The sequence below is a fragment of the Halomonas sp. ANAO-440 genome, from assembly GCF_019915905.1.
Classification (GTDB): domain Bacteria; phylum Pseudomonadota; class Gammaproteobacteria; order Pseudomonadales; family Halomonadaceae; genus Halomonas; species Halomonas chromatireducens.
This window is the reverse complement of sequence record NZ_JAHXBV010000005.1, coordinates 13300-25986: the sequence shown is the minus strand read 5'-3', so window position 1 is coordinate 25986 and position 12687 is coordinate 13300. Positions and strand designations below refer to the sequence as shown.

The following is a 12687-nucleotide window of genomic DNA, read 5'->3' as shown; positions in this document are numbered from 1 at the left end:
GCTAGATCCTTTAGTTCCCTGCGTACTTGGGCCGCTCTGCGGCCTTTTTTTTTGCTCCCAGCAGCAACGAAAAGCAGGCTCGGCGCATCACCGAAAAGCTCTACTCAGCATTGCGAGACCAGACTTTGGAACGGACGCCACGTATGCATATCAAGCCCAAGTACTCCCTGTACATTAGCCCCAACCTATTGCCGTGCCTCCTTGCAGGCACGATCATCATCGCTGCCATCTTGGCCATCAACAGCCTGCTACCGCAACAGACCCTCGTTCGCACCACCTTCCCGACTGGCATGGCACCCGGCGCGATACACACCGGCCTGATACTGGTATCGTTTCTTGGCGGGGTTGCTCTCACCTCGGCGCTTTTCCTACCCCTGCTGCGCGACGCCCGGGCGCGCGAGACCCAGCTCGTGGAATCCCAGGCGGTGCTCGAAGCCCTGAATAACGAGCTACATCAGCAGGCCACACGCGATGGCCTGCTGGGCATCGCCAACCGCCGCGAGTTCGAGCGTGTACTGAAGCTGGAATGGGGCCGTTCCGTACGAGAACACCAACCCCTCAGCCTGCTGATGATTGATGTCGACCACTTCAAGATTTTCAACGATACCTATGGACACCTGCAGGGCGACCGCTGCCTTCAGGAAGTGACAGCCGTACTCAACCAAGCGAGCAACCGCCCCGGTGACTTGCTGGCTCGATATGGCGGCGAGGAGATGGTCATCCTCGTCCCTCGCACCGACCTCGAAGGTGCAAAGGCGCTGGCTCAGCGCATTCAAGCACTTCTGGCGGAGCGCGGTATCGCCTTTCACGCCTCTCCGGTGGGGAACGAAGTGACGGTAAGCATAGGGGTATCCACTGTCATGCCCACCCGCCATCTCGATCCTCATGCACTGATTCAGCAGGCCGACGAGGGGCTTTATACCGCTAAAGCAAACGGTCGCAATCAAACCTGCACCGTTCCTCAAATGCGTTTGCTCACGCAAAGGGAAGCCATCGGCTGACCCCCTGGCAAGGTAGCCCCCCTCCCTCTACGACCCTCCTCCACATCACCGTCCTCAATGGCAGGATTTGACTGCCATCGCCCCCTCCAAGGCTCAAGTTTTCCTCCTGCCTTCCGATATCCCGATTAGCAAATGACGTACAAGGCCGGCGATGGATCGCTACAGCCTCGGATGTCCCCCGGCAGGCAGTGGCGTTGGAGAAAAAAATGAACAACTTGAGTAGGGCAAGTGAGCTGTCGCCCCATGGCCCTTTACAGCACGACAACCTGGAGCAACGGCTGGTACAGGCCAAGCTGGTGCTTGATGACCTGGAGAGAAACGCCAGCTCCAAGGATATGGGCGCGCTGTCGGCGGCACGGGTGGAATTCGCCTTGGCCGCACGCGCGCTGGCCGATGAGCTGATCGCCCAGGGAAAGCAGGGCAGGGAACGCGGCGAGTGACCCAGGCCCAGTCAATAGCATAGGGGGCGAGATGCTCTCATCCGGCCCGTCGCAGCGTTGTCTGGAATGACACCATGATAGCGGGCAGTTAAGAAGGCCAGGACTATTGCCTCGATAGACAGCGACTAACGCTTGTCCTGGGTGTTCGTCTCGAAGTCACTCGCGTCATGGCGCTCGTGCAGCTGCTCCTCAGGCTCGCCGAAAGTACGGTTGACCATCCGCCCTCGCTTCACCGTCGGCCGGGCGTCGATATCGCTGGCCCAGCGCTGCACGTTCTCGTACGTCTGTACCTGCAGGAATTCACCGGCATCGTAGACACGGCCCAGCGCCAGCTGCCCATACCAGGGCCACGTCGCAATATCGGCAATAGTGTAGTCGTCCCCACCCAGGTAACGTGTCTCGCCAAGGCGGCGATCCAGCACGTCGAGCTGACGCTTGGCCTCCATGGCAAAGCGGTCGATGGCGTATTCGATTTTGGTGGGCGCGTAGGCATAGAAATGGCCGAAGCCGCCGCCCAGGTAGGGTGCGCTACCCATCTGCCAGAACAGCCAGTTCAGTGTTTCCGTTCGCCCCGCCAGTTCACGCGGCAACAATTCGCCGAACTTCTCGGCCAGATATAGCAAGATGGAGCCCGACTCGAACACTCGGGTAGGTGGCGTGGTGCTGTGGTCCATCAGCGCCGGGATCTTCGAATTGGGATTGACCTCGACGAAGCCGCTGCCGAACTGATCGCCGTCACCGATCTTTATCAACCAGGCATCGTACTCGGCGCCTGTGTGACCCAATGCCAGCAGCTCCTCGAGCATGATGGTCGCCTTTACCCCATTCGGCGTGGCCAACGAGTAGAGCTGCAGCGGATGCTTGCCGACCGGCAGCGCCTTGTCGTGGGTGGGGCCGGCGATGGGCCGGTTGATACTGGCGAACTGACCGCCGCTCTCCTTCTCCCATTTCCAGACCCTCGGCGGCACATACTCGTTGTCTTGGCTCATGAAAGCTCCAATTCGCTGGTGACGAAGCGTCCCGACCCCATCTGGGGAAACAGCACGCAGTGCCACAAAGATAGCGTGTTAACGTTCAAGCTTCGAGCCGCTGCGCCGTAGATAGACAAGATGACAGAATGGAATCAGCAAGGGGCTCGCAACAATTCCGAGGGCGATGATGATCGCCCACTCCGGCGCATCCCACCCCAGGCCGAGAAGGACGAACATTGCCTGGGAGACGCCAACCAGCCCCGCGCCAAGGCAGGCCGCCCGCCACCACCAGTACAACGCCTCCTCGTGATCGACCCACGTCTGGCGATTCCAGATACAAGCGACCGCCACACGCCATAACCCCAGAATACCCAGCATACCAATCAGCACGAAGTGCATGACCACCAAGTCCATCAGACTCCAGGGAAAACCCAAGGTAAGAAACAGAACCACGCTGGAGAAGAGGCAGACCACACTCGCCGGCAGCGCCAGCACGAGCATTTCGACCGCGACAAACATTCGGTGAACGCTTCCCCTGTTCATGCTTTGCTATCTCGCTTGCTGCAACAATCCATCCCTATTACCGCTCCATCGCTCCAAGCAGTTCCAGCTCGGTGTCGTGCAGGGAAACCAGTAAAGGCGCACCGCGCTGGTTGACGCGAAACAGGCCGTAGCGGGCAGGCTCATAGCGCTCGGCGTGGCCCTCCTGGAAGAAGAAGGCATTGGTGGCGAACCGCACCCGGCCATTGCGCAACCGGTAGTTTATGCGTATCTCATCCGCATCCAGCGGACTCTCCCCGGAATCCAGCCGCTCGAAGTGCGCGATGCGCTGCGCGTCCAGGCGAACGATCACATGGCCATCAATGCTCTGCGGTTCGCCACCCACCCTGTGCTGCGCATCGAGCGCCTCCCGGATGCGGTTTCCAACCTCGAAACTCAATGCCATGTAATCCCCCTGCATGAGCGAACGCGGGTCCACCGGCGCCAGCTCCAGGTACGCCACCTCACCCTCGGCCAGGTGTCGCTCCTTGGCCCAGATGCTCCAGTTGACCAAAGCCAGGATCAGCACCAGGGCTACCACCACGATGACCCGGCTCCACTTCGCTGTCGGTGTCATTGGCTCACATCCTCCCCGGCAGCGACCCGCGTATCGATGGGCCATCTGCGGCACAACACCCAGCGCAGCGCCAGCAGCAGCACGCCCAGCAAGAGCAGCGTCACTGACTTGGCCAGCAGCGTGACGTCGAGCCAGTAGTAGTAATGCGTGATGGCCAGCAGCAGCAATATCACGCCGAACCCCATGATCAGGCGATTGCCGATGGCGAAGCCCAGTGCAACCACCAGCGCCCCCTGACTCAGTCCATGGGCCTGAAGCGAAAGCAGCATCAGCACCAACGCAGCGCCATAGGCCGCCACCCGCGCGCTCGGCGCAATGGCGTGCCTGTGGCGCTGGACGACGTGGCGAATCAGCAGCAACAGCGCCAGCGTGCCCAGGCCATCTCCCACCCAGGGCTCCAGCCAGGCCAGGCCCGTACCGTAACCGTAGCGCCCAAGCAGCAGCGACTGCCCGTGATACCCCGTGACCTGAATGGCGAGCAGCCCCAGCAAGAGGCCATAGCCCAGCGCCTGCAGCTGGCGCATATATGTCGGCCAGCGAAACTCGTTGAGCCACAGGAAGGTCAGTGACAGCAGCACCAGGCCACCGGCCAGCGAAGGCGCCGAGACGCCTTCGGTCAAGGCCAGATAAAACGCCAGGCTCGCCGCGAAGGCGGAAAAAGTGCGGTGGGTGTGGCTTGGCATCACCAATGCCAGTACCGCCTGCAGTACTGCCAACGACCACCAGAAGCCGGCGTTCACGTCTCCCAGTGCGGCGCCCAGAGCCCAGGCCACCAGCAGTTGGCCCGCCAGGCTTCCCGCCAACCCCAGGTGCTCGACGAAGTCACCGTTCGAACCCCGCAGCAGCGCATAGGCGCCCGCGATCATCACCAGCCCCAGCGTGGCGGCCGCCGCACTGCTGTCGAGCACGAATACCGCGCCCATGCCGATGAAGCCGAGCAGAAACAGCGCGGCCAGCCAGCCCGAGAACGCCTGCAGCGCCCGCACGAACCAGGGCGCCTCGAGCACCGGCGGCGCATCACCCTCGTCAACGACGATGCCGGCCTGGGCGAGCCTTTCCGTGAGCGGCCGGGTCATGGCGACATCTCCACGTGAAGCCGCTTGAGCCAGAATACCGCCAGAGCACCCAGCGACAGCACCCCCAGGGATAACAACAGGAAGCCCTCCGCCCCGCCCTGCCACAGCAGATGCCGGCCAAAGAAGGTGGTGACCACCACGATGACCGACAGGCAACCGCCCGCCAGCATGAACAGGTCGGGCCGCCAATAGCGATAGATGAAATAGAGCGCGGCCAGCCACAGCGGGTAAATCAGCAAGGCTGCCGAGACATCGGCCCACTCATCCAGGATGAACATGAGCATCAGCAGGGTCAGGGGAATGCCGCTGCCCAATGCCAGCAGGCCCGTGCTCCAGCCGGTAGAGAGCCAGCGGCAGCGCCGCGCGGCCAGCTCCCACACCGCCAGTGCCACGGTATTGAGCGCGAACACCCCCCAGAGGGCGGCGGCGTCTCCGCCGAAGAGGCTGCCAAACAACCCGCCCCAGGTACGGAAATAGAGCAGCAGCGAAAGGTTGAGCAGCCCCAGCCACAGGACCCAGAGCGCATCGAAGCGGGCCACCACGGCCCAGGGCAGCATCAGCACGGCCCAGAAGAAGAACAGCTGCCAGGGGTCGGCGCCGGTCTGGTAGACCTGGCCGAACAGCGCCAGCAGTACGCCCAGCAGCAGCGAGGCCGTCGTCAGCGCGGCTCGTGCCACGATGTTGACGACTACACCGTCATCCGCTCTTCCCTCATCTACTGGGCCGCGTCCTTCGGCCCACCAGTAGACGCCGATCGCCGCCACCAGCGCCGCCTGCACCAACCCGAAGCGCAGCCAGCGGCCCATGTCGGCCCAGTTGTAGGCGACCAGGAACAGCAGCGCGCTGGCCAGGGACAGCGTGCCCAGCCATAGCAGCAGTCGATCCAGGAACACGCCCCAGGCCCGCCCCGAAGGGTGGAGCCCGGAAAGCGCGACCGCCCGCGCAACCTGTTCATGCGGAATCGCGCCGCGTTCGATCAATGCCACCAGCTCACGGCGAATGGAGGCCATGTCGTTTCCTTACGTGGTATCTCGGAATGGGGGTTTCGTGCCCCCTCTCACTCGGAAGCCTCTCCACCGCGGCTCTCGACTCCAGATGGCGGACGCACCTGCGGCTCGTCGCCCTTAGTTATGTCGTGCTGGCTGAGCACCACCACCTCCCGCGGCCACCACTCGGGGTGGTTGTCACGGATAAACGCCATCAGCCGCTCGCGGATATTCATTTCTGCCACCCAGCCGGCGAAGGGGTCGGAGGCCATCAGGTAACAGGAGATGGTCTGCGCCCGCTCGCTCTGGCCGGTGACGTAACAGCACAGCCTGTGGTGTTCGACGACGTTGTCCTCTTCCTTGGCATACTCCAGGAATTTCTCTCGTATGACCTGAGTGTCGGCGCTCAGATGGACGACCAGCTCCAGCGTGCGGTACATCTTGGCGCTCTTCACCGACAGGTTCTCGAAGGGCTTGGAGACGAAATACGTCACCGGTACGATCAAGCGCCGCTCATCCCAGCTCCTCAAGCGAATGAAGGTGTAGAAGATGCCTTCCACATAGCACCACTGCCCCTCGAACATCACCAGGTCGCCGATACGGATGGGCTTGGCCAGCGACAGCTGGAAGGAAGAGAGAATATTACCCAGCACCGCCTGACCCGCGATACCCACCAGCACCGCCAGCACGCTGGCTGACGCCAGCAATGACATGCCCAGCGTCTCGAAGAGCGGGATCTGGCTCAGCACATAGACAGAGACCGCAGCGACGGTGATCAGGATGATGATACGGCGTACAGCGTAGAGCGTGGTCAGCAGCTTGCGCTCATCCTTGGGCTTGGTGTCGTCGATTTCCCCCACCATGCGCCGCGTCACTTTGAGCAGGATGGTATCCACCAACCGAAGCGCTATCGTACCCACGCCCCAGGCAATCATAATGATCAACAGGATACGGATAAACGTGGTGGCAACGGCAGTGAAGGACACCACGTAGTCGAGCAGGGATTGCGCCACGAAGGCCATGATGAGGAAAGCCATGGGGCCCCGGATCCTGCTGGCGAAGATGCTGGGCACGCCGTTGGGGAACCATTGCGATAGCAAGCCGACCAGGCCGTAGACTCCCCACCCTACCAGGCCGATCAGCATCAGGAAGACCGGGATGGCGATCCATTCCCAGATCTGGAGCCTACCGAAAGAGGTCTTGAAGCGTTCCGGGATATACGCTTCCAGCAGCGACGGGCCATACTCTTCGTAAAGCATGGGAATTGACGCAACGCTATCGGGAGTGATCAGCCAGATGGGATCCTCCTCGTCCACCCGATAGCGGGCCAGGCGAATATCGTAGGTATCGCCCTTGGCCTCGAGCGAGGCCAGCTCGAGGTTTCGGCGTGGTTCTCCGGCTTGGGGATGCTGTCCTGACGGGTCCTCGATAGCGGCGTCCTGGCGCCCGGGAAGGTCGGAAACATCGAGCCATTCGCCACGCCGGAGAATCTCGGCCAGTTGCCTGGCCAGTTCCGCGCCCCTCTGCGACTGCTCAGCGGCGTCCAGCTCGGAAAGATTCAGCACGTGTGCCGCGCTGATATACTCCTCCTGATCAGTGAGCTGCTGAAAACTGCGGATCGACTCTCGTGGCGTATCTCGCCTGACCGCATCGGGGGTGGCGTCGAGTCCATCATTCAACGTATCGAGCGGAAACCACTCCCTCTCCTCGCTGTCGCTCTCACTCTCGCCACCATTCGCAACCGCACCCTGCGGCATCTGCGCGAGGCTGGCCCCGGAAATGACAATGGCCGCTGCCATTACCGCCAGGATGCTCCACAGCCGCCATGCACCGTTTCCAGTCATAGACCTCTTCCTGATTGAAGCGAATCCGCCGCCCCTTCCTGAGGCAGCACTATGCGGGTCGCGTCGCACCGTGCATCGCACCAGGCGGCACGACCGATGGCTGATGCCAGTACAGCGCACCGGCTACCGCTTCGTCCAGTCGCAGGCGGCCCATCGCTAGCGCACCTGAGCGCTATCGGGCTTCGGCGGCATTACCCTCGAGAGGGAATCACTTGACCGCCTGCTGCCAGGCACGCCGGTTTTCGCGACCGAGGCCCCGGGGCAGGACGAGACGGGTAGCGCCGAGGTAGGCGAGAAACTCACGGGCAGCCTGCTGCAGGGCATCGGGCAGGCCCTCGGGAAGCCTGGCCGGCTGGATGTCTGGCTCCCAGTGCCAGGCGAGAAGGGTCAAGGTGCCCTGCTGGCACCTGGCGTCGAAGCGAGCAACGAAGCGGTCGCCCCACAGCACCGGCAACACATAGTACCCCCAGCGCCGCTGGGCCAGGGGCTTGTAGACCTCCCAGACGTAGTCGAAACCGAAGAGACGGGCAACACCGCCGCGGTCCCACATCAGCGGATCCAGCGGGGCGAGAAAACGCACTCCCTGAATCGTGCCACCGGCCGTAACGGGCGCCGCCTCCAGAACCGAGAGTGCCTCAGGCGTGGCCCAGTAGCCCGTGCCCTCCACGTCGACTTCGACCAACGCTCCCGCAGCGATGGCCCGTGCGGCGATGCGGTTGCGCTCGGCACGCGAACAGGGCAGCAACCACACGGCGGCATCGGCGGTGGGACGCAGCAGGCCAGCGGCCTGCACGCGACGGACCACCAGCCGTTGCAGGGCGTCTTCCTGCGTGGCGCCCTGCACGTCCGTGGCCGGGGGCAGCACGCGTTCGGGCAAGTCGTAGGCATGGCGGCCGCCCACTCGATGGTGCGTCATCAGGCGTCCGGCGTCCCACAACGCCTTGAGCAGATGACGCGAGCGCTTGGGCCCGTACCAGCTGCCGCGCAATGCGGGATCGGACCGTTGATCACCCAGCTCGAGGCTGGTGGCGGGGCCGTGGCGTTCGACCTGATCGACCAGGGCGAGAGCTTCCGGGGATTCGACGTCCACGCCGTGCTGCCGCCAGCGCCGCTCGAACCAGCGATGGAACGGCGCCTGGGCCCACCACTCGCCGGGCTGGATCAGGCTGGCCTGCTTGTCCCAGCCATCGACCAGGAGTCGCTGCGCATAGGCCGCATGCAGCCAGTCACCCCGCCTGTATCCCGGTACCCGGGACTGCAGCACCAGGTCCGGGTTGGTACCGACCGGTGCCAGGGGATCGAACTGAATGGTCCCCAGGCGACGGATTACGGTCGCCAGCGAGGCCAGCTGAAAGTGATAGCACACCAGCAGGCGGCGAGCGTCGGCCCGCGTCAGGGACAAGCGCTGTTGGACGGTCATCGGCGATGCCTGGAGACACTATGCGCCCGGGTTGCCCAGCGCTTTTAGCTGTTCGGCGCTCAGGGCGAGCTTTTCGTTTTGATTAACCCCGATGCCTTGCTCGATGATGCCCTGTGCTATCGCCTTTGCCTCTTCCAGAGAGTGCATGACGAAGGTGCCGCACTGGTACTCATTCAGCTCCGGGATATCCTCCATACGCTTGACGTTCAGCACGTCCTGCATTGCCGCAAGCCATGCTTCACCGACACGCTCCTCGCTGGGGTTGCCCAGCAGGCTCATGTAGAACCCCGTGCGACACCCCATCGGTGAGATATCGATTATCTCGACATCCTTGCCGTTCAGGTGGTTGCGCATGAAGCCTGCGAACAGGTGCTCCAGGGTGTGAATGCCCTTCTCACCCATCATCTCTTCGTTCGGCTTGTTGAAGCGAAGATCGAACACCGTGATGGTATCGCCGGAGGGCGACTGCATGGTCTTGGCGACGCGCACAGCCGGAGCGTTCATGATCGTGTGGTCGACGGTAAAGCTATCCAGTAAGGGCATGCTCAGTCCTGATTTTCCGATTGGGTTTGCTGGTCGTGTTGCCGGTATATGACAGCATAAACCCGTCGCGTTCAATCGTTGGCGTAACGGCACACCCTCCGTCCCATGCCGGCCCAGATCGTGGCGAAGCGTCGGCGCGGTGCAAAGGGGTAGCGCTTCCGGCCCGCCGCTGTTCTCTTGAACGCCCCCGGCTTCAGGTCGCCTGAGCCGGCTGGAAGTAGTCGAACAGCTGCGTGACCGCCTCGGGCGCCACGCCGTTGGTAATGAACACGAAGCGCGAGACACCGTCACGGCAGGCCTCCACCGGCAGCGGCTCCGGTGGGTGGAAGATGTGCTGAACGCCATGCAGAGCGAGCGGCTGCTCGCGCCCTGCGATCTTCACGATGGCCTTCACCCGCAGGATCTTATCGCCCAGCAGCGACATCAGCAGGTCCAGCCAGTCTTCCAGGAGTTCGGGGGCGATGGGCTGCTCGACGGTGAAGCAGAAGGAACGGATCTGTTCCCCATGCCGGGTAAGCGCCGGGCCGGATGCCGGCGCCATCATCGTGACCAGGGCACCGGGGGTCGGTGGCGCCATGCCCATCGTCGGGGAAACCTGGGCATAGGAAGCCGCACGCAGCCAACCCTCGGCGCGCTGCCCCTTCGCGTACAGACTGCTGCCTACCACATATTCGGCCGACAGCTCACCGTGGCGCACCTGCAACTGCTCGGCGGCCGGGTTGATCGCCGCGAGATGGCTGGCTAGCCGCGACAGCCGCTCCTCATCCACCAGATCCGTCTTGGTGAGCAGCAACCGGTCGGCAACCGCCACCTGGCGCTGCGATTCGCGGTGCGCATTCAGGGTCGAGATGCCACTGGCAGAATCCACCAGGCAGATCACGCCATCCAGGGCAAAACGGTGGGCCAGCCAGTGGTCGGTCATCAGGGTGTGCAGGATGGGGGCCGGATCGGCAAGCCCGGTGGTCTCGATGATCACCCGCGAGAAGGGCTGGCCACCCTCCCGCTCGACTGCCTCGCAGGCCTGCTGAACGTTGCGGCTCAAGTCGCCGCGGATGGTGCAGCACAAGCAGCCGCTGCTCATTTCCACCACGGTATGCTCGTCACTCTCGGCGACCAGCCGGTGGTCCAGCCCGATATCGCCGAACTCGTTGATCACCACCAGCGCATCCTTCATGGCCGGCTGGCAGACAAGGCGATTGAGCAGCGTGGTCTTGCCGCTACCGAGGAAGCCGGTAAGTACGGTAACGGGAATCAGATCCGCGGTATCAACGTTCATACAAAGCACCGTCACGGGGCATATTCATCGCCACATCGTTGAAGTGAAAGGAAGTTCCTGGCAGGCCCTGGCGAAACATCCCACTCGCACCGCCTTGGCATGTTTCACGCTCTCTTGGCTACCAGACGGCATCCCGAGGCCATCATATATGTTATATCATAACATATATCGAAGCGTGAGCCCTGCTGTCAGCCAGCCCCCGGCGCCATTGGTCCAGGTCTCACAGACCCCGGCCGCACCCCATCGACTGGGTAAGTGAGACTCTCGTATCGCATCACTCGAAATTAGTATTATATTAATTTCAACGAAAACATGCGCTTCACGCTAATACGGGAAAATTAAACAGAAAGACTTTGACCCAAGCCAGTAACCGTGACACCGTAGTCGCAGCTGGTTAGTAAGCGTTATAGAGTTTCAGTAGTGTTCGATTCTTTCGGCAGTCTGTAATTTATCTCGTTCTACCCGCTACAAACCTGGGTAAAACCAGAAACATTGCAAGGCGCTAAGCGCGAAAGGATATATATTATGACGACTGGCACAGTTAAGTGGTTCAACGATTCCAAAGGCTTCGGCTTCATTACCCCGACTGACGGCGGCGATGACGTTTTTGCCCACTTCTCCGAAATTCAGGCCGATGGCTTCAAATCCCTGCAGGAAGGTAGCTCCGTCTCTTTTGACGTGACTCAGGGTCAGAAAGGCCTTCAGGCTTCAAATATCAAGCAAATCGCATAACCTGACGGTTAAACGGTTTGTCGAACCTTAGGGTTCGATGACAAGGCCCGCTTCGGCGGGCCTTGTTGCGTTATAAATATAATGGCGAGATCGGCTCTACGAGATGCGCCCTGCCCTGTGGTGCCGAGTATGGCTCCGGCCAGTATTCGACCAAGCGCACAATCCTGCCCTTCTCCACCGTGAAGAATGAAATCGCCGTCGCCGACTGAACGCCGTCAGTAATGGCGACCTCCGTCACCACTTCACCCTCCCCCTCAACACACCGGTTCAACGTGAACTGCCAGCGGCCATGCGCCGGGTATTCGGCATTCATCTGTGCAAAGCGCTCACCTCCGCGGATACTCTCATTGGACTGCGGCCATTCGAGAACGAAATCCGGCGCAAGCACCGCCGCGACCGAGTAAAAGTCATTTGTGGCCATCAGCTGCCAGAATTGACGCACCACATCGCCTGCCGTTTTCATCCTGCTCTCCCTATGACAATACGCCCACGCCGGCATCAAGCGCCGGACGACTTGCACTGGCGTCGGTGCTTCCTCTTTGCTGCATTCCTGACAAACTCTCAAGGCCGCCGCATGGCGGCGACCAGGGCACTTGCCCCGATCAGGCTGCCGGCGCCGGTGCGGTGCAGGATGCGGCGCAGCCGTGCGCTCAGCATCCGGCCGCCGCTGGTCGCCAGGAAGGTGAAGGCGAGATCGCTTAGCACGCCGATGACCAGAAAGGTCGAGAACAGGATGGCCAACTGCGGCAGCAAGGGCTGGCTGGGTGCCACGAACTGCGGCATGAAGGCCATGAAGAAGGCCAGGCTCTTGGGGTTCAGCGCGGTAACCAGAAACGCCTTGGCCGTGCCGAGCCGAATATCCGTACCCGTAGGCTGCAAGTCGCCCAGTTGGCCGGCCTCGCGCCACATCTTGATGCCCAGGTAGAGCAAATAAGCGGCCCCGAGCCATTTGAAGAGCTGGAACAGCTCGGCGGAGGCCATCAGGAGCGCGCCAACCCCGGCAAACGACAGGGTCATGGCCAGCAGGTCACCAAGGAAAAAGCCGGGCAGCATGGCCAGGGCGGCCCGTCGCCCGCGGTTGACCCCAGTGGTGACCAGCAGGGCCACCGCGGGGCCGGGGGAGGCGATGATCAACAGTGAGGCCAGGCAGAAGGAGAGCCACAGTTCCAGCGGCATAGCGCGTTCCTCGAATGGGTCATATCGGTGACGTTCGGCACATCCTCATAGTGCATCACTGCCGCCACTTGGAAAAGCAAGACGCAACGCCTGCAGATGCTACGT

14 protein-coding genes are annotated in these 12687 nt (G+C 62.1%); 3 read left to right on the top strand and 11 right to left on the bottom strand.

Features of this window, described 5'->3' with window-relative positions; genetic code table 11:
• Positions 1-143: 143 nt before the first annotated feature.
• Together KZO25_RS05175 and KZO25_RS05170 are read left to right on the top strand one after the other, a co-directional pair.
• On the top strand, positions 144-1001 hold the full coding sequence (locus KZO25_RS05175; RefSeq protein WP_223136151.1) for a diguanylate cyclase: 858 nt from the start codon (positions 144-146) through the stop codon (positions 999-1001).
• Positions 1002-1207: 206 nt separating this feature from the next.
• Entirely contained in the window at positions 1208-1441 is a 234-nt protein-coding gene (locus KZO25_RS05170; protein WP_066451529.1) for a hypothetical protein, read from the top strand.
• 125 nt (positions 1442-1566) lie between these two features.
• Here the strand turns inward: KZO25_RS05170 and yghU are convergent, their stop codons facing one another.
• From yghU to KZO25_RS05125, 9 genes are all read right to left on the bottom strand, one after another.
• A complete protein-coding gene (gene yghU, locus KZO25_RS05165; RefSeq protein ID WP_223136150.1) occupies positions 1567-2430 on the bottom strand; it encodes a glutathione-dependent disulfide-bond oxidoreductase in 864 nt (287 codons plus the stop codon).
• Positions 2431-2508: 78 nt separating this feature from the next.
• Positions 2509-2931 carry a hypothetical protein gene (locus KZO25_RS05160; RefSeq protein ID WP_223136149.1) on the bottom strand — a complete coding sequence of 141 codons (423 nt, stop codon included), beginning with the start codon at positions 2929-2931 and terminating at the stop codon, positions 2509-2511.
• Between the two features lie 61 nt (positions 2932-2992).
• Positions 2993-3529, bottom strand: coding sequence for a GDYXXLXY domain-containing protein (locus KZO25_RS05155; protein WP_223136148.1), 537 nt, complete (start codon positions 3527-3529; stop codon positions 2993-2995).
• Positions 3526-4605 (bottom strand): DUF4401 domain-containing protein, encoded by a 1080-nt coding sequence (locus KZO25_RS05150; protein WP_223136147.1) that lies wholly within the window; start codon positions 4603-4605, stop codon positions 3526-3528. Before KZO25_RS05150 ends, KZO25_RS05155 begins: the two co-directional genes overlap by 4 nt.
• A complete protein-coding gene (locus KZO25_RS05145) occupies positions 4602-5615 on the bottom strand; it encodes a DUF2157 domain-containing protein (RefSeq protein WP_223136146.1) in 1014 nt (337 codons plus the stop codon). The genes KZO25_RS05150 and KZO25_RS05145 overlap by 4 nt, the downstream gene beginning before the upstream one ends.
• 47 nt (positions 5616-5662) lie before the next feature.
• Positions 5663-7435: a mechanosensitive ion channel family protein gene (locus tag KZO25_RS05140; RefSeq protein WP_223136145.1), complete on the bottom strand. Its 1773-nt coding sequence runs from the start codon at positions 7433-7435 to the stop codon at positions 5663-5665.
• 208 nt (positions 7436-7643) lie between these two features.
• Positions 7644-8855 (bottom strand): DNA glycosylase AlkZ-like family protein, encoded by a 1212-nt coding sequence (locus KZO25_RS05135; protein WP_223136144.1) that lies wholly within the window; start codon positions 8853-8855, stop codon positions 7644-7646.
• Positions 8856-8873: 18 nt separating this feature from the next.
• On the bottom strand, positions 8874-9398 hold the full coding sequence (luxS, locus tag KZO25_RS05130) for an S-ribosylhomocysteine lyase (protein ID WP_066451512.1): 525 nt from the start codon (positions 9396-9398) through the stop codon (positions 8874-8876).
• 193 nt (positions 9399-9591) lie between these two features.
• Positions 9592-10674: a CobW family GTP-binding protein gene (locus KZO25_RS05125; RefSeq protein ID WP_223136143.1), complete on the bottom strand. Its 1083-nt coding sequence runs from the start codon at positions 10672-10674 to the stop codon at positions 9592-9594.
• Between the two features lie 525 nt (positions 10675-11199).
• On the opposite strand from KZO25_RS05125, the gene KZO25_RS05120 reads away from it, so the two are divergent.
• A complete protein-coding gene (locus KZO25_RS05120) occupies positions 11200-11406 on the top strand; it encodes a cold-shock protein (RefSeq protein ID WP_066451504.1) in 207 nt (68 codons plus the stop codon).
• Positions 11407-11476: 70 nt separating this feature from the next.
• Here KZO25_RS05120 and KZO25_RS05115 read toward each other — a convergent pair whose 3' ends face one another.
• On the bottom strand, positions 11477-11869 hold the full coding sequence (locus KZO25_RS05115; protein WP_223136142.1) for a nuclear transport factor 2 family protein: 393 nt from the start codon (positions 11867-11869) through the stop codon (positions 11477-11479).
• 98 nt (positions 11870-11967) lie between these two features.
• Positions 11968-12582, bottom strand: coding sequence for a LysE family translocator (locus KZO25_RS05110; RefSeq protein ID WP_223136141.1), 615 nt, complete (start codon positions 12580-12582; stop codon positions 11968-11970).
• Positions 12583-12687: the final 105 nt, after the last annotated feature.